The sequence below is a fragment of the Tumidithrix elongata BACA0141 genome, from assembly GCF_036349135.1.
Lineage (GTDB): Bacteria > Cyanobacteriota > Cyanobacteriia > Pseudanabaenales > Pseudanabaenaceae > Tumidithrix > Tumidithrix elongata.
Window position 1 is genome coordinate 12,989 of the sequence record NZ_JAZBJZ010000058.1, and the last position, 17,285, is coordinate 30,273.

A 17,285-nucleotide genomic window follows, 5' to 3' on the forward strand; every position below is an offset into this window, starting at 1 on the left:
TATGCCATAAAAAAGGGGAGAAATGAATTCCCCCCTCTATTTACTTTTGAAATCCAGAACGAAATTTAAAATGGAAGTCCTGGAATACTCGGTGTGGGAATACGAGGAATGCTAGGGAGATTAGGAATTGGGAAGCTGACTCCGGGGAATAAGCCCTCAAAGGAGCTGCGAATCTTGTCAATACTAGGAAGTTGATCGGTAAATCCTTTAAATAAATTACCGCCCAATAGACCTTCAAATTCTCCTTGGGTTAGCTTTTGGATGATTCCTAAAGCTCCTTGAGCATCAACCTCTAGTTTTTGTCCAGATTTTAAGACCACAGTATCGCTCGTATCCGAACTACTAGGACTTGGGCTAGGACTCGTTTGTGGCTTTACCTCCAACACAGGTTTAGAATCTGACGATGACTGAGAAGGATCGGTCAGTGGTTTAGTTGGTTGTGTATTGGGATCGGGAAAACTTGGAGGTTTTGGCGGAGTTTGTTGCGTTGGTCTAATTTGCTTGGTAGTACTTGGCTTAGAAGTAGGGTCGGTACTCGTAGTCCCTGGTTTAGGAGTAGGATTTGTATTGGAAGGAGTTGTTTTTTTTGTTTTCTTGACCACAACTTCGCCTTCCAATACAGTAACTTTTTGGTTGCCCTTGTCATCTACTTCGATGACATAGGTAGTACCCTGTACCCCAGCGGTAATTGATGAAGTACAAGCATTCACTGGACCATTTACTAGTAAGACGCCACTATCGAGTCTGAGGCATTGACCGACCGTAAGCGCTGAGTTTTGCGAAAGTCTGAACACCGCACCTGTATTAAAACCTAATTCGGCTTTGGCATTTCCCGTTCGCACGCTCTCGTTATACTGAGCCACATCATTGACATTTGCCTGACGCTCTTGAATGTAAACTTGATTGCCATCGATTACCTCTTTAACCCTAGCCTGATTGACATCTTGTGCGACCACAGATGCTAATTGCGGCGCTAATAGAGAAACAAAGCATACCCCAATAAAAAAGAATAAAAGTCTCTGTCGCAACTTAGATAGCCAAGTTGATTTCGCTTGTTTTGATTCTGACTGCTGCGTTGATAATTTTTTTGCCTTCATCTTAAATCTCCAAACTTGAATTCCAAACCCATGAGTGCACCTAGCAACATTTGACTAGATTGCCAGAATTCCTCTCACGATCGCTTCGTTAAATTGCTTACTTGTCTTAGGATTTTCTCAATTGGTTGTGAAAACACCTTAACCCGAAAAGTAAAGCTCGTAATACTAGAAGACAGGAACTTCATAAAAAAGTTGCAAAGCTACATGCTTCATCAATAACTGATAGCATCTATTACGCTATAGGTTAGGTGAGGAGTATCACAGAGAAGCCTCACAGATCTCACAGCAGTTGAGTCAAAAATGATAAGAATTTAGCTCTTATGGCATCGATCGAGTTTCAGCAAGTCAGTTTCAAACAAATCCTCACAAATATTTCTGTGACGATCGCCCATGGCAGTCAAACAGCATTGGTGGGGTCAACTGGGGCAGGCAAGTCTACGCTATTAAGATTGCTAAATCGACTTAGCGATCGCACTGCAGGTAAAATTTTCATTGATGGCAAAGAAATTTTCGAGATTCCCGTGCCCGTTTTGCGCCGTCAGATTATGCTCGTGCCACAGGAGGTAAGCTTATTGGGAATGACCGTTGCCGAGGCAATTCGCTATCCCCTCACCCTGCGCGGTTATCCTGCCCCAGAAATTCAAACAAGGTTTCAAACATGGTCAGAGCGATTAAATCTTGACAGCAAACTCATGGGTCGCGCCGAGGTGGAGCTATCTTTGGGGCAAAGGCAATGGGTAGGGATCGCCCGCGCGTTGATTACAGAGCCAGAGGTGATCTTGTTGGACGAACCCACTTCTGCCCTCGATCGCGGCTTAGCCCAATTATTACTCGATACCCTGCAAGAATTAACGCGATCGCCGCAGCCACAAACGGTGATTATGGTCAATCATCAACTCGATCAGGTGTCTAGCTGGTGTAGTCATGTCATTCAACTCCACAAAGGGCAATTGACGTTATCTCAAACTGCCGATGCGATCGATTGGCAAAACCTCGACCAAATGCTCAAACAGGCGGTCACACATCAAGAGGACGATGATGAATGGGATTGACAGTGACTCGATCGGAAGCTTAATGCCGTTTACCTGTGACGATATAGCTAACCCGCTGTCCGACGTTGGTGGCATGGTCTGCCATACGTTCTAAATGGTGAATTGCCAAAACCATCAGCATGGTGGGTTCGATCGAGCCAGCGATCGGGTTTTGTTTTGCCAATAGGTCAAACAACATGGCATAGTCATCATCCACCGCATCATCCTTGGCTTTAATCTGGAGTCCCATATCAGAATCAAAATTTGCTAAGGCAATCAAACTCATCGCTAACATGGCACGACAGCGATTGGACATAGTCTGAAGTTCTTCCATAAAAGGTGGGGTAGGGTAGGAAAATAGCTTAATCGCAATTTCACCTAAATTTTCGGCATAGTCGCCAATGCGCTCTAAATCTCGAACCAAATGCATCAAAGCACTTAACAACCGCAGATCGCGGGATACGGGCGATTGCAGTGTCATGAGGCTGATGCAGTCCAATTCTATTTGGCGATAAAATCCATCAATTTGTTTGTCTTGGGCGCTAATCTGTATGGCTGTCTCTAGATTGCGCTCAAACAAAGCCGTATGTGCCAACAAACAGGAGTTTTCTACCAGGGCTCCCATGCGCAGCGCATCCTGTTCTAAACGACGCAGTTGTCGTTCAAATTGGCTTCTCGTTCGTTTTTGCCCCTGGGAAGGGATGTCTAACATTGCGGTTTTAACGTGAGGAATATTAACTTACGCCCAGCAATAAAAATAAAATTTCAAAACTAAAAAATATATTAAGATTTTAATCCCCTATATTGACATATTTACAAAAGCTTTAGTGTGTTTTCTAATACGCTAGCCCATGCCACTTGTTGGCAGGTTTGTTGACAGGTTTGCTGGTAGCGTTGCTTGCATTAGCTCGAGCCACTCGATCAAATTTTCGAGCTGTTTATCGGGAGCCATTGTCCCTAAACCTCTAGCCGTGACCTTGCCAACTTGATAGGCAAACCGAGATTGCAAGTGACTGGGTAGCTGCTGCTGCAAGATCTTCCAAGCTGGTTCTTCCATTTTAGTTTCTAAAATAACGTGCTGCTTACCTTCGGGCTTAATGCGAGAGAAGCCGATTTTTTTAGCCACCTGCTTTAATTCCATCACCTTCACCAGTTGTCGAGCGGGTAGGGGAACCGTACCGTAGCGATCGCGCCATTCTTCTAAAATTTGTCCCAATTCCTTGCGCGAACTGACGGAAGCCACAGCACGGTAGGCACTCATCTTTTGATCGGTATCGGGAATATACTCAGAGGGAATAAAGGCTGTAATCGGCAGATCGATTTGGGTATCGTCAACTTCAGGGATTTCAGAACCGCGAATTTCATTCAGTGCCTCTTGTAGCATTTCCATATAGAGGTCAAATCCAATTACGTCCATCTGCCCAGACTGCTCTGCACCTAAGAGATTCCCCACTCCGCGAATCTCCATATCGCGCATGGCGAGATGATAACCAGAACCGAGTTGGGTGAATTCTTGAATCGCTCGCAAACGCTTGCGGGCTGGTTCTGTAAGCTCGCCTTTTTCTTGATAAAACAGCCAAGCATGAGCCTGTAGACCCGCTCGACCGACCCGACCGCGCAGTTGATACAGTTGCCCCAATCCGAATTTCTGGGCATCTTCGATAATGATCGTGTTAACGCGGGGAATATCCAATCCTGACTCGATAATCGTGGTACAAAGCAGGATATCGGCTTCGCCACTGTTGAAGGTGAGCATGGTGGATTCCAATTCTGCTTCAGGCATCTGTCCGTGGGCAATTTCAATTCTGATCGATGGGATCATGGCGCGGATTTTTGCTGCCGTTTCTTCGATGCCCTCAATCCGAGGTAAGACGTAAAAAATCTGACCGCTGCGATCGAGTTCCTGCCTGATTGCCGCTCTGATCGCTTCGGCATTATAGCGAGACAAGTGCGTCTTGATCGATCGCCGCGAGGGTGGGGGGGTGGTAATCAAGCTCATCTCGCGCACGCCAGACAGTGCCATATAGAGGGTGCGTGGAATCGGTGTTGCAGTTAGAGTCAAGACATCGACCTCGGTTTTTAGGGCTTTGATTTTCTCTTTTTGGGCGACACCAAACCGTTGTTCTTCATCAACGACCAATAAGCCCAAATCCTTAAAACTGATTTCCTTGGACAGCAATTGATGGGTTCCCACGACAATATCCAATTCCCCCGTTTTGAGGCGTTGGATAATTTCCTTACGTTCGCTAGCAGAACGAAATCGATTCAGTAATGCGATTTGGATGGGATAGGGCGCGAAGCGTTCCTGTAGAGTGTGATAGTGCTGTTGTGCCAAGATCGTAGTTGGAGCGAGGAGTGCAGCTTGCTTGTCGGCTGTCACTGCTTTAAATATGGCACGGATCCCCACTTCGGTTTTGCCGAAACCGACATCACCACAGACCAGCCGATCCATAGGGCGACTGCTTTCCATATCTTGCTTCACATCTTGGGTCGCTTTGAGCTGATCGGGTGTGGGTTGATAGGGAAAAGACTCTTCCATTTCCTGCTGCCAAGGCATATCCGAAGGGAAAGTATAGCCAACCTGCTGCGATCGCTTGGCGTAGAGTTCCAAAAGATCGATCGCAATTTTTTTGATCGCTTTACGGGCTTTATTTGTCGTGTTTGCCCAAGCCTTGCTAGACATGCGATTGAGTTGCGGCTTGCCTTCCGCTTGGCTGCGGAATCTAGACAAACATGCCATTTGATCGACTGCCACCCTTAGCAAGCCATCTTCATATTTAATCACCAAATACTCGCGAGTCTCGTGGTTAATCGTGAGACGCTCTAGCTTGAGAAACTGTCCGATGCCATGATGCTTATGCACGACATAGTCACCGGGGGAGAGCTTATTCAGATCGACCTGTTTAGAAACTGCCCTGCGTCGCTTACGCACGTAGCTAGGTGTCCCGAGGGAATGCTGCCCAAAAAATTCGCGATCGCTAATCACCGCAATCCGAAAAATTGGTAGCACGAACCCTTGAATCTCAGCTACGCCTGAATATTTCAACGCTACGGGTGTGCGTCCCGATTGCAACTTCTCAATTGCCCCATAATCCCTAACATTGGGCACAAACTGAGCAGGACAATCATGTTCTTGCAGTAAAGACACGGCTCTAGAAGGCTGCGCCGAGATTAACGTGATTTTAAACCCTTGATCGCGATATTCCCGAATTGTTTTAGCTAGATTGCCAAACTGATGCGGTACGGCTGGAATGGAACGGCTTAAGAGATTGATGCCTTTGCCTTCTTCGCCCAATTCTGATAGATACAAGCGAGCGAATACTTCAATTTCTGCCAAACACTCCTCAAACGAACGGTGTAATTTGCGAATCGCAGCATTATCCGTTAACGGTTCGCCAACTGTAGATTGGTGGTAGAGAAATGCCTGCTCAGCCGCCTCTACCCAGCGATCGCTATGGGCTTGACATTGCTCGGGTTCGTCGATTACGACAAGGCTGCGATCGCTGAGGTAATCAATCAGCGAAGCCCTTGCCTCAGGATTCACCGCAAATATTCTTGGATTTTCATCTTTGGCATCTTGTGAAGAATCCTGCTTGGAATCTTGTTTGGAATACTGTTTGGAATCTTGAGCGATCCCGAAAATCGGCTCAAAACTAATCGGGGTAAGGGAGATGGAGGGAATACTATCTAGGGTGCGTTGGGTGGCGGGATCAAATTCTCGGATTTTCTCGATGTGATCGCCAAACCAGTCCAAACGGATCGGGAGTTCGCTGGAAACAGGGAAAATATCGACAATATCGCCACGCCTTCCCCATTGCCCCTCTGCTTCTACTAGGGCGGTACGCTCGTACCCCAAGCGCGTCAAGTCTGCCGCTAATTTATTAAGGCTGAGTTCCATGCCCACAGACATCTGTAGGCAAAAGGATTGAAAGTCTTCTAGCTTGGGTAAATGCGGCTGCAAGGCGCGATCGGTAGCTACGATCGCCAATCTTTGCCCGTTATTTGTGGCGTTGGCTCGATCCTCGTCTTGACTGCGAACCAAATCGGACAGCACCTGCATCTGCGCCCAAGTAATCTCAGACTCAGGCACAAAAGGCTCGTAGGGTAATGTGTCTGAGGTCGGATAAAAATGCACGGTCTGCCAACCCATCGCCTCTAGCTGCACCGCCCATCGCCCTGCTTCTTCGAGAGTGGCGGTAATCACGACGAGGGGACGCTCTTGCTTTTGGCTCAGACAAGAACTAATAACGCCTTTGCCTAAGCGGGATAGCCCCGATAGCCTCAGACATTGCGATGCTTGTAACTTGCTCTCTAGCTCGTCTGTAAAAGGCGATCGCATCAAAGAGCGAATAACCGATGAAAATGGCATAAACCTAGCAACCCTCTAACTGCACGACAAAAGCTTACTGCTTTGCTGTACTAACTCCTCTTGTAGTGTAGCTAAAACTTTAGCAAAGTCGCCTTGTAGTCATGCCAGATCTTCTCGCTTCCTAGCTATCTAAGTCGATTCGTAAGTCAAGAATGGCAAAGTGTGGGTTACTGCGATTGAAGTTGGTCTACAGGTATATTCTTAATGCTGCGATTCAGCGGCACGCATCAGCACATTTTCTTGCTGGTGTTCGGCTTCCAAACGTTCTTGAGTTAGCAGTTCGCGTGCTTCTTCACTTACAACTGGTTCTATTGGTGCTTCAATCGATTCAGTAGCGCGTATCAAAACATTTTTTTGCTGGTGTTCGGCTTCCAAACGTTCTTGAGTCAGAAGTTCCCTGATTTGGTCTTGCGTATTCATAACCTATGATACCCCTTTTATTTTATGAATGGACTTTTGTAGCCATTTATACTTTCTCACACCTCTGGAACCCATTTCTAAAAAGTTAGAAAAATTATAGATAAGTCAAAAGGCTAGGATCGTATTCGGCTCGAAGATCGTCTTCCATATCTAGTTCAGCTTTCTTCATATGCTTCACACGCTGCTTTTCTAATAGCTTGAGATTATCCACCCATACGAAAAGATAGCATCGAAGCTTGAAATCAAAAGTCATCGATCGCTAAGCACTGATTAAAAGCAGATGACTGATTGCTAATATGTTACTTGTTACTTAATACTTGCAGATCCAAAATTAATTATGCGTACTCATTACTGTGGTCATCTCCACGCCGAACACATTGATAAATCAGTTAGTCTCTGTGGCTGGGTGGATCGTAGACGCGATCATGGTGGTGTGATTTTTCTCGATCTGCGCGATCGCACGGGGGTCGTGCAAATTGTTAGCGATCCGATTCGTACGCCACAATCCTGTGAAATTGCCGCCGAAATGCGAAATGAGTATGTGGTCAGAATTACGGGCAAGGTGTCAGCCCGTCCTGCGGACTCACTCAACCCCAAACTCGCCACGGGTGAGATCGAAATTTATGCCGAGTCGATTGAACTGCTAAATGCCGTTCATAAGCAGTTACCTTTCTTGGTATCAGAGACAGACAGCGTTAAAGAAGAATTGCGTCTCAAATATCGCTACCTTGATATGCGCAGCGATCGCCTTGCCAACAACCTAAAATTACGGGCTGAGGTCGTCAAAACCCTACGGCGTTATTTAGAAGACGAATGCGGTTTCATGGAAGTAGAAACCCCAATGCTGTGCCGTTCCACACCCGAAGGTGCGAGAGACTACCTCGTTCCTAGCCGCGTTAACCCCAGACAATGGTATGCCCTCCCTCAATCGCCTCAGTTGTTTAAACAATTGCTGATGGTGGGTGGATGCGATCGCTACTATCAAGTCGCACGTTGTTTCCGCGATGAAGATTTGCGCGCCGATCGCCAGCCCGAATTTACGCAACTCGACATGGAAATGAGTTTCATGTCTCAAGAGGAAATTTTGCAACTGAATGAGAACCTGCTGCGTCACGTTTTCAGAACGATTAAGGGTATAGAACTTCCTCCCTTTCCTCGCATTACCTATGCCGAAGCAATGGAACGCTATGGTTCCGACCGCCCCGACACCAGATTTGGTCTAGAGTTGGTGAATGTCTCCGATCTGTTTGCCGATTCGGGATTTAAGGTGTTTTCGGGTGCGATCGCCAATGGTGGTGTGGTCAAGGCACTGGCAATTCCCAATGGGGATAGTGCGATTTCCAATACCCGCATCAAGCCCGGTGGTGACTTGGCAAATCTCGCAGCTCAGTATGGAGCTAAGGGTCTCGCTTACATCAGGGTGCGCGAAGGCGGAGCGATCGACACGATTGGCGCAATTAAAGACAATTTGACTGATGCTCAAAAAGCCACCCTGTTCGAGCGAACTGGGGCAGAACCTGGGACGTTAATTCTGTTTGGCGCGGGTGATGTTGCGATCGTCAACGAACCCTTAAATCGCCTGCGGTTAGCCCTCGGTCAAGAGCTAGGTTTGATCGATCCTGAGAAAATCAACCTACTTTGGGTCACAGACTTCCCCATGTTTGAATGGAATGCTGGTGAAAAGCGATTGGAGGCAATCCACCATCCATTCACCGCACCTAACCCTGAAGATTTTCAAGTGGGCGAACCCTTTAGCGTCAAGACCCGCGCCCTCGCCTATGACATTGTGTTTAACGGTCTAGAGATTGGTGGCGGTTCTCTGCGGATCTACAAACGTGAAGTACAGGAACAGGTTTTCGCCACGATCGGGCTTTCCCCAGAGCAGGCTCAAGAGAAGTTTGGCTTTCTCTTGGAAGCTTTTGAATATGGAACCCCACCCCACGGTGGCATTGCCTTTGGTTTAGATCGACTGGTGATGCTACTCGCAGGTGCGGACTCGATTCGAGAAGTGATTGCCTTCCCCAAAACGCAACAGGCAAGAGATCTGCTTACCGATGCCCCTTCCTCAGTGGATGACGCGCAACTCAAGGAGTTGTATGTCAAGTCTGTGGAAATTCCGAAAAAATAAAATTTAGCAAATCGGCTACCTACCCTGTAAAGGTTACGGTGTACATACAAGTTCTTTTTGCTTCGTTTTGGGGCTTAGATCTCCCTGCCCTATCGGGCATCCCCCTTAATAAAGGAGACTTCCTAGATTCTCCCCCCTTAATAAGGGGGGCTGGGGGGGATCCTTGAGGTGCATAGCATTTCAGGTTTTCTGCTCCCGAACTGACGTTAGATGTAAGTTGCGATCGCTTGATCCATCGCTTTAAGTTTTGACTGGGGCAAACAAGCGTCATGGAAATATTAAGATTTGCAAAGATTTGTCGCTAAATGCTTTGTTCTGACCAAATATCCATTGTGATTGGCATTGAAATTCGTCAAACTTTTGTCTTGAATTCATTACGCAGATCGAGCTTCCCATTTAAGTAAAGTAACGTTAAGTAAGCTTGAATCGGGGGTATCAGATGATGTTATCTTTGCACTTGATAACAAAAAGCATTTCTGTTCCAATGCGTCTAAATAGCTAGGCAAAATGATGAGCGAAATGCTCAAATACCAAAATATTAATCTGGGAGAAAAATCTCAATGTCTGACAGTAAGCCCACAGGCAAAACCCCAATCTGGAATGGCAGCACAGGTGGACTTCTCTCCGCCGCTTACACCGAAGAAAAGTATCTAATCGCTTGGAACAGCCCTAAGGAACAAGTGTTTGAACTACCTACCGGTGGTGCAGCTACGATGGTATCGGGTGACAACCTACTGTACTTAGCCAAAAAGGAACAGGCACTAGCCCTCGGTACTCAACTACGCAAGTTTAAGATCACCAACTACAAGATCTGGCGTGAATTCCCCAATGGCGATCAGGTTTACCTGCATCCCAACGATGGCGTATTCCCAGAGAAGGTCAATGCTGGTCGTTTAGCTGTCAACAGTGTTAGCCGCAAGATTGGTGATAATCCCAACCCAATCTCAGTCAAGTTCACTGGTAAAGCAACATACGAAGTTTAGGTTTATTTCCCGATTTATTCGGTGGATAATTCTTTACTATAGTTCTCGAATTTATTCGGGAATCTGAGGCAATCTCAGAGCAAAGCTATCTTTAGCTATCATTCATTATTTATCATTTAAACTAGAGGGGCGAGATATCTCGCCCTTTAGTTTGTTGTCCATTTTTTACCTCACTGGCTCTCATCCCCATGAAGCTTTTAGAGTGAGCCGCCTCTACTATGACTTTCCCAGAATATTCACAATTTCGGCAATTTGCCGAACAGGGTAACTTTATTCCTGTTTACCAAGAATTGGTTGCTGACCTCGATACGCCTGTTTCAGCTTGGTATCGCGTCTGTCAAGGACAACCCTATAGCTTTTTACTCGAATCGGTAGAAGGGGGCGAACATATTGGTCGCTATAGCTTACTCGGCTGCGATCCGCTGTGGCGATTGGAAGCAAGAGGCGATCGCACCACGCAGACTTTTCGAGATGGGACGACGCAAGTCCATATTGGCAATCCGCTACAGCATTTGGCCAACTGTCTAGCGCCGATTCATCCTGTGAAATTGCCGCAGCTACCGCCCAGCTTAGGTGGGCTAATTGGCTTTTGGGGCTACGAGCTAATTCGCTGGATTGAGCCTAAAGTCCCAGTCTATGAATGCCAGGAGGGCGATCTGCCCGATGGACTCTGGATGCAGATTGATAGCCTGCTCGTTTTCGATCAGGTCAAACGCAAAATTTGGGCGATCGCCTATGCCGACCTGCGCGCCCATCCCGATCCGCAAGTTGCTTATAACGCAGCCTGCGATCGTGTCAACGTACTCGTGGATAAGTTGCGATCGCCATTGGATCGACAAAAAACAGCGATTAACTGGACAAATCCCGCACAACAGCCGCCCCTCGCCTATACCAGTAACATCAGCCGCGAGGATTTTTGCGAATCGGTGAAGTTGGCAAAACAACATATCAAGGCAGGCGATATTTTTCAGGTGGTGCTATCTCAGCGGCTATCCACACCATTTACAGGCGATCCCTTTAGCCTCTATCGTTCGCTGCGCCTGATTAACCCTTCGCCCTACATGGCCTACTTTCACTTCGATAACTGGCAGGCGATCGGTTCTAGCCCTGAAGTGATGGTCAAAGCGGACAAAGTCGGTGATACCATGCAGGCACTCGTGCGTCCGATCGCAGGCACGCGACCACGCGGCGCAACTTCGGCGGAAGATGCTGCCCTCGCAGAGGATTTGCTGAATGACCCCAAGGAGGTTGCCGAGCATGTCATGCTGGTAGATCTAGGTCGCAATGACTTGGGGCGGGTCTGTCGCAGCGGCACGGTGGTCGTGGATGAACTGATGACTGTAGAGCGTTATTCCCATGTCATGCACATTGTCAGTAATGTGGTCGGTGAGTTGCATTCTAGTAAAAATGCTTGGGATTTACTGCAAGCTTGCTTCCCTGCGGGGACGGTCAGTGGTGCGCCCAAAATTCGCGCCATGGAGATCATTCACAACCTAGAACGAGATCGCCGCAGTACTTACTCAGGAGCCTATGGTTATTACGACTTTGAGGGGCAGCTAAACACAGCGATTACAATTCGGACGTTGATTGCCAAAGATGGCGTGGTCAGCGTGCAGGCAGGCGCAGGAATCGTCGCCGATTCAGAGCCAGCCTATGAGTACCAAGAAACCCTCAATAAAGCCCGAGGTATGTTGGAGGCGATTCGTTGTTTGGCAGGGGGGACATAGCTTTTAGCTGTGAGCTTTTGTCAAATTGAGATTGCCATAACTTTCATAGGCGGAAAGTGGTTAGAACGAAAGTTTTTGGAACAATTCTGTCACAGGAAGAGAAAACCCAAGAACGACATCTTCACCATCAAGGGAATCTTCTGGCTTGAGTAAGCGATCGGGTGCTTGAGAGGAGCGATAAACCAAAATATATTGCTGTCTTGGATTAATCACCCAAACTAGGCGACTACCATTCTGGAAATATTCCGCAATTTTATCATCGATTTCTTCAATGGTATTTCCGGGAGATAGAATTTCAACAGCTAGATCGGGGGCTCCTTCTAAAAAGCCAGTCGGTAATTCTTCTAGTCCTTGTAGCCTTTCTTTAGTAAAAAAAGAAATGTCTGGAGAACGCTTATTCCCACTTTCCATTTTAAAAGCCGTACTAGAATCAAATAAGGCTCCTAGCTTTTTAGACATAACCACAGCAAATAAAGCAGAACTTAAAATAATTGCAATGTAACCATGCTTCGCCCCAGAATTCCCCACATCCATTAATTCTCCATCTACAATTTCATAATGATGTCCATCATCTGGAAGTGCCATAAATTCTGTGTCAGTCCAGACTCTTTTGTTGGATGATTCAACCTTAACAACTTCAGATGGTTGTACTAGAGTAGACATAGGCTTTCTCCTTGACGATCTAGTTATAACTGAGTTTAACCTTTAGCTAACGATGTAGCTAATTTTTTAGACTACTTTCCTCCCAAGGATCCCCCCCAGCCCCCCTTGAAAAAAAGGGGGGAGAATCCACTTCCTTTTTTCAAGGGGGATGCCCTATCGGGCAGGGGAATCAAACCCTTCGGTTCCAGTAAGTCGGCTTGCTAGGATCAAATGCATGAATTGATCCTACGATTTTAGGCTATGGCATTAAATGCTAGCTGAGATAAGTGTAACCGCTCAAACTATGTTCGTAGTTTTGCAAGAGCAATCTAGCTTCAGCGAGAGTAATTTGCTTAGCTTGCAAAGCACGTTCCGTTTCGCGACGTAGATTCTCAAGCATCCCTTCGCGGCTGTACTGAACGTATTGCAGGACTTCCGTCATGGAGTCACCCTTGATGACATGCTCGACTTGATAGCCCCTTGGCGTCATATGGATATGGACAGCATCGGTATCGCCAAACAAATTGTGCAGATCGCCGAGAATCTCTTGGTAGGCTCCACCTAAAAACAGGGCGAGGTAGTAGGGTTCCCCATGATAAAAGGGATGGAGTTCCAGTACGGATTTGACATCGCGCAGATCGATAAAGCGATCGATCTTGCCATCGCTATCGCAGGTCAGATCTGCCAACGTACCGCGACAGGTGGGCTCTTCATTGAGGCGATGGATGGGCATAATCGGGAACAGTTGATCGATCGCCCAGCTATCAGGAGCTGACTGAAATACTGAGAAATTACAGTAGTAGGTATGCGCCATAATCCGTTCTAGGTCTTCGAGATCGTCGGGCACGTAGTTTTGTTGGCGCACGATCTTGAGAATGCGATCGCAACATTCCCAATATAGGCGTTCCACCCTTGCTCGTTCTCTCAGACTGAGATAGCCAAACGTAAATAGGCTCACTGCCTCCTCTTTGAACTGTGCGGCATCGTGATAGACCTCTTGATAGTTATTCACATTGATATTCTCAAGTGTCTCAAACAGGTTGCGAATAATCAGATGTTCGCCCTCGGCTAAGGGTTCGATGGGGCTGTTGGGAACTCCACTGGTATTCAGTACATCAAAAATCAAAATTGATTGATGCGAAGCGATCGCTCTTCCACTTTCGCTTACCAAGGTGGGGACGGGAATGTTTTTGGCGGCACAGGCTTCCTTAATGGCAGCAACTACGTCATAGGCATAGTTTTGCATGCTGTAGTTTTTGGAAGCATAGAAGTTGGTTTTGGAACCATCGTAATCGACCCCCAATCCACCCCCGACATCGATATATTTCATATTGGCATTCAGCGCCACCAACTGGACGTAAATCTGCCCTGCTTCCTTGAGCGCATCTTTAATTACGCCAATCGAACTAATTTGCGAACCAATATGGAAATGTAATAACTGTAAAGAATTGAGCAGACCAGCCGCTTGCAGGCGATCGACCACTTCCAAGATTTCCCACATACTCAGCCCAAACTTGGCTCTATCTCCTGCCGAGTCTTCCCAACGACCGATGCCTTTAGAACTGAGCTTGGCTCGCACGCCCAAAATTGGATCGATGCCCAACTTGGTCGCGGCTTGAATTACCAAATCTACTTCTTCGAGTTGCTCTAAAACGATGATGGGCGTCTGTCCCAACCGTTGCGATAGCAGTGCGGTTTCGATATATTCCAAATCTTTATAGCCATTGCAGATCAGCAAAGCCCCAGGGGTTTTGAGCGTGGCAAGCGCGATCAAGAGTTCTGGCTTAGAACCTGCTTCTAGCCCAAACTGGTAAGGCTTGCCAAATTCGACCAACTCCTCCACAAGCTGACGCTGTTGGTTGACTTTAACAGGGTAAACCCCACGATAGACACCGTTGTAGTTGTAGCGCGCGATCGCTTTGGCAAATGTGGAGTTGATGCGTTCGATCCGATCGGCGAGAATATCAGAAAATCTCAGCAACATGGGAAGACGAAGGTTGCGCTGCTTGAGATCGTGGATCAGTTCAAATAGATCGATGCAGCCGCCGCGATCGCCCATCGGTGAAACGGTCACATGTCCTGCTTCGTTGATACTAAAATAAGGCTCGCCCCAACCATCGATGCGATAGAGCTTTTCGCTATCGAGAATTGTCCATTCATTCTTTGTGGCAACAACAGGCAGTTGAATTTCTTGCACCATAATCAGTTTCCAGTCCTTCTCGTAGTTCGTGGTCAGTTATCAAATACCAGTTATTAAGTTATCTGTGAGTTCCTTAAAAGATTAACAACTGTCAATTTTCAACCGTTAATTATCTAACGATGGTGGAACTCGCACCATTAAAGAATAGCCAAGATAAGAAGAAATTACTAATAAAGATTGCCAAGAGTGCGGTAACTACGGCTGTTGTGGTTGATTCTCCGACCCCTTTAGCTCCGCCCGTGGTGGTTAAGCCCCAATTTGTCCCAATTACGGCAATCAATGCCCCAAATACACAGGATTTCAACACGGCAGCGATCAAATCCCATGTTTGTAAGAAATTTTTGACCGAGTTGAGAAACATACTATAGGGAATGTCGTAGATTGCCTGAGAAATTAGCATTCCCCCTGTCATGCCTGTCAAAAGTCCCAAAATGGTCAAAATAGGTAACATCAACACGCAGGCGAGCAGACGGGGCGTAGCGAGATAATCAATGGGATCGGTACGCAGCATATAGAGGGCATCGATTTGCTCTGTTACCTGCATCGTGCCAATTTCCGCCGCAAACGCTGAGCCGACGCGACCCGCAATAATTACTGCCGTCAGGACTGGGGCAAGCTCTCGACAAAGCGCGATCGCGAGAATGCCCCCGATCGCTTGTTGTGCGCCAAAATTAATAAATTCCCTTGCGACTTGGATGGTAAAAACCCCGCCCACAAAGCTAGCAGTAACTAAAGTAATCATGACTGACTCAACGCCCACAGCCGACATCTGCTCTTTGGTGTTGCGCCAATGTATCCGCCTCCGAAACAAGACATGGACGATGATTTGCCCTAGCAGTAAAAAACTTTGGACGATCTTAATAGACCAAGCGCCTAAATTCCCCATGTGGTTTTTATCTCTATTGCCAATGACCCATATTTTAGTGCCATTTCTGCAATCTGGGGAGCCTTTAAAACAGGCTAATAGAGTTGTTGACTGAGTTAAATAAGGACATCTGCTTTCAGCGATCGCAACTGCTAGGCAAATTATTTACGCGAATCGCATCACGAATGGATAACAAATTTGCGATCGCCTTCCTAATTTAAGTTTTTTCTGAATAACACCGCATATAGGTGATTTTTAATGTAAGGCATTTATTTTCAGCGTATTCAACCAAAAAGCAACGTCAATGCTATGGGTGCAATTGCCCCTTGCAGATTAGCTACAACTATTATCATCATAAGTAGGGAAAGGGCGACCGTAGCAATCCCAGCAACAAAAAATGTTTTTTCTTTGAGCCTCCATTTTGTTTCGCTTGCGTTGGGCTTTTTAATTAAAGTCCTCCAAAGAGGTATACTCAACGCCGTGAACACGATTATCAGGATGCCACAAACTATTGCTTTTGTGGTGTGGAATATGACACGCCGATGAATATGCTGTTCGATAAGGGTAGGGAGAGTACTGCTGCCCGACTGTATCCAATCATTATAGGCGTGGTGCAATTGTACGCTATAGCTTGAGGGAGTAAGGTCATCTATCAGTAGTGAGAACCCGTGTAGCGGATTAAATGCATTTGTAGCATTCGCCGCGACGATAAGAGTCATACATAGAGCCACAATACCACTCAAGAGTCCGAAGGAGAAATATACTTTCTTTTCAAATATCCATTTGAATTTACCTGTCTTAGGTATTTTCTTGAACTTAATCCAAAAAAACACGCTAAGTGATATTAAAATCAGCGTGAACAGCCCGCCAGCAATAACGAGTGCGGCGTGGTATTTAGCATAATCGCTAATAATTTTATGCATGGCTGGGTTAGATTGCCAGCCTGATTGAATCAGCGATCTCAGCGTATTTTGCAACTGGTCGTTAATAGTGATTGCCTCATATGGACGATGATTTGCCCTAGTAGTAAAAAACTTTGGACGATCTTAATAGACCAAGCGCCTAAATTCCCCATATGTTTTTATCTCTATTGCCAATGACCCATGTTTTAAAGCCATTTATGCAATCTGGGGAGCCTTTAAAACACGCTAGTCTCCAGAGAAAGTGATTGTCCGATCGGTAGACCATCTTGGAATACGAGTAGCTGATGGGGTTCTATTTTTGTCCAGACTTCGTTATCCGTTAGAGGGGTTGTGGCAATAATGGCGACGCGATCGCTTTCACCCGTAAGCTCTTGAAAATCTACCGTAATATCCTCGTCAATTAGATGTGCTTTTGCAAACGGTGCTTGACGCACAATGTAATGCAAATTTGTCGAGCAGTGAGAAAAAAAGTGTTCGCCATCCGTTAGCAAAAAATTAAAGATGCCCTTGTCTGCAATCTCCGCAGATAGCGCTCTCAAGACTGGATAAAGTTCTGCGAGGGGTGGCTTTTTTAATGGGAAAAGCCTTCTAAACCTTTCAAGAATATAGCAAAAGGCGATTTCGCTATCTGTGTTTCCAACTGGTTGATAAATCTCCAAGTTATCTGGCACAAAGTCCTTTAGCTCGCCATTATGTGCAAACACCCAGTTTCTTCCCCATAGCTCCCTTTGAAAGGGATGACAATTTTCTAACGTGACGCTACCATGCGTTGCTTTACGAATATGGGCGATCACATGAGTAGAGCGAATGGGATATTGCCGAACCAGATCGGCGATCGGTGAATGTATAGAACCGATTTGACATCTTTTATAATGGCGAATAAAGACCCTACATTCCTCT

General features: G+C 46.5%; 13 protein-coding genes. 4 read left to right on the top strand and 9 right to left on the bottom strand.

Annotated elements, in window-relative coordinates:
• Positions 1 to 65: 65 nt before the first annotated feature.
• Complete coding sequence (locus V2H45_RS14540) at positions 66 to 1,097, bottom strand: hypothetical protein (protein WP_330484369.1); 1,032 nt, start codon at positions 1,095 to 1,097, stop codon at positions 66 to 68.
• A 320-nt stretch (positions 1,098 to 1,417) separates the two neighbouring features.
• Between V2H45_RS14540 and V2H45_RS14545 the strand changes: the two genes are divergently transcribed.
• Positions 1,418 to 2,149, top strand: a complete 732-nt coding sequence (locus tag V2H45_RS14545; protein ID WP_330484370.1) for an ABC transporter ATP-binding protein — start codon at positions 1,418 to 1,420, stop codon at positions 2,147 to 2,149.
• Between the two features lie 19 nt (positions 2,150 to 2,168).
• Here V2H45_RS14545 and phoU read toward each other — a convergent pair whose 3' ends face one another.
• The 3 genes from phoU to V2H45_RS14560 form a co-directional block, all read right to left on the bottom strand.
• Positions 2,169 to 2,840: a phosphate signaling complex protein PhoU gene (gene phoU / locus V2H45_RS14550; RefSeq protein WP_330484371.1), complete on the bottom strand. Its 672-nt coding sequence runs from the start codon at positions 2,838 to 2,840 to the stop codon at positions 2,169 to 2,171.
• 132 nt (positions 2,841 to 2,972) lie between these two features.
• Positions 2,973 to 6,497, bottom strand: coding sequence for a transcription-repair coupling factor (mfd, locus tag V2H45_RS14555; RefSeq protein ID WP_330484372.1), 3,525 nt, complete (start codon positions 6,495 to 6,497; stop codon positions 2,973 to 2,975).
• 201 nt (positions 6,498 to 6,698) lie between these two features.
• The gene (locus V2H45_RS14560; RefSeq protein ID WP_330484373.1) at positions 6,699 to 6,917 is read right to left on the bottom strand and encodes a hypothetical protein; all 219 of its coding nucleotides are present in this window, start codon (positions 6,915 to 6,917) and stop codon (positions 6,699 to 6,701) included.
• Positions 6,918 to 7,254: 337 nt separating this feature from the next.
• Between V2H45_RS14560 and aspS the strand changes: the two genes are divergently transcribed.
• From aspS to trpE, 3 genes are all read left to right on the top strand, one after another.
• The gene (gene aspS, locus V2H45_RS14565) at positions 7,255 to 9,045 is read left to right on the top strand and encodes an aspartate--tRNA ligase (protein WP_330484374.1); all 1,791 of its coding nucleotides are present in this window, start codon (positions 7,255 to 7,257) and stop codon (positions 9,043 to 9,045) included.
• Between the two features lie 560 nt (positions 9,046 to 9,605).
• Positions 9,606 to 10,028, top strand: coding sequence for a photosystem I reaction center subunit II PsaD (locus V2H45_RS14570; protein WP_330484375.1), 423 nt, complete (start codon positions 9,606 to 9,608; stop codon positions 10,026 to 10,028).
• Positions 10,029 to 10,246: 218 nt separating this feature from the next.
• Positions 10,247 to 11,755: an anthranilate synthase component I gene (trpE, locus tag V2H45_RS14575; RefSeq protein ID WP_330484376.1), complete on the top strand. Its 1,509-nt coding sequence runs from the start codon at positions 10,247 to 10,249 to the stop codon at positions 11,753 to 11,755.
• 60 nt (positions 11,756 to 11,815) lie between these two features.
• On the opposite strand, the gene V2H45_RS14580 is transcribed toward trpE, so the two are convergent.
• From V2H45_RS14580 to V2H45_RS14600, 5 genes are all read right to left on the bottom strand, one after another.
• Entirely contained in the window at positions 11,816 to 12,418 is a 603-nt protein-coding gene (locus V2H45_RS14580; protein ID WP_330484377.1) for a Uma2 family endonuclease, read from the bottom strand.
• Between the two features lie 253 nt (positions 12,419 to 12,671).
• Positions 12,672 to 14,597: a biosynthetic arginine decarboxylase gene (gene speA / locus V2H45_RS14585; protein ID WP_330484378.1), complete on the bottom strand. Its 1,926-nt coding sequence runs from the start codon at positions 14,595 to 14,597 to the stop codon at positions 12,672 to 12,674.
• Positions 14,598 to 14,706: 109 nt separating this feature from the next.
• The gene (locus V2H45_RS14590; protein ID WP_330484379.1) at positions 14,707 to 15,483 is read right to left on the bottom strand and encodes an MlaE family lipid ABC transporter permease subunit; all 777 of its coding nucleotides are present in this window, start codon (positions 15,481 to 15,483) and stop codon (positions 14,707 to 14,709) included.
• A gap of 263 nt (positions 15,484 to 15,746) precedes the next feature.
• Positions 15,747 to 16,385: a hypothetical protein gene (locus V2H45_RS14595; RefSeq protein ID WP_330484380.1), complete on the bottom strand. Its 639-nt coding sequence runs from the start codon at positions 16,383 to 16,385 to the stop codon at positions 15,747 to 15,749.
• Positions 16,386 to 16,600: 215 nt separating this feature from the next.
• Positions 16,601 to 17,285, bottom strand: a 685-nt coding sequence (locus V2H45_RS14600; protein ID WP_330484381.1) for a class II glutamine amidotransferase, incomplete at its 5' end; no start/stop codon positions are given.

What these genes read in the sequence shown, in the direction of transcription:
- V2H45_RS14570 (WP_330484375.1), top strand. Translation starts at nt 9,606, where the DNA reads ATGTCTGACAGTAAGCCCACAGGCAAAACCCCAATCTGGAATGGCAGC.
- aspS (WP_330484374.1), top strand. Translation starts at nt 7,255, where the DNA reads ATGCGTACTCATTACTGTGGTCATCTCCACGCCGAACACATTGATAAA.
- phoU (WP_330484371.1), bottom strand. Translation starts at nt 2,840, where the DNA reads ATGTTAGACATCCCTTCCCAGGGGCAAAAACGAACGAGAAGCCAATTT.
- V2H45_RS14595 (WP_330484380.1), bottom strand. Translation starts at nt 16,385, where the DNA reads ATGCATAAAATTATTAGCGATTATGCTAAATACCACGCCGCACTCGTT.
- V2H45_RS14590 (WP_330484379.1), bottom strand. Translation starts at nt 15,483, where the DNA reads ATGGGGAATTTAGGCGCTTGGTCTATTAAGATCGTCCAAAGTTTTTTA.
- V2H45_RS14560 (WP_330484373.1), bottom strand. Translation starts at nt 6,917, where the DNA reads ATGAATACGCAAGACCAAATCAGGGAACTTCTGACTCAAGAACGTTTG.
- mfd (WP_330484372.1), bottom strand. Translation starts at nt 6,497, where the DNA reads ATGCCATTTTCATCGGTTATTCGCTCTTTGATGCGATCGCCTTTTACA.
- trpE (WP_330484376.1), top strand. Translation starts at nt 10,247, where the DNA reads ATGACTTTCCCAGAATATTCACAATTTCGGCAATTTGCCGAACAGGGT.
- V2H45_RS14580 (WP_330484377.1), bottom strand. Translation starts at nt 12,418, where the DNA reads ATGTCTACTCTAGTACAACCATCTGAAGTTGTTAAGGTTGAATCATCC.
- V2H45_RS14545 (WP_330484370.1), top strand. Translation starts at nt 1,418, where the DNA reads ATGGCATCGATCGAGTTTCAGCAAGTCAGTTTCAAACAAATCCTCACA.
- speA (WP_330484378.1), bottom strand. Translation starts at nt 14,597, where the DNA reads ATGGTGCAAGAAATTCAACTGCCTGTTGTTGCCACAAAGAATGAATGG.
- V2H45_RS14540 (WP_330484369.1), bottom strand. Translation starts at nt 1,097, where the DNA reads ATGAAGGCAAAAAAATTATCAACGCAGCAGTCAGAATCAAAACAAGCG.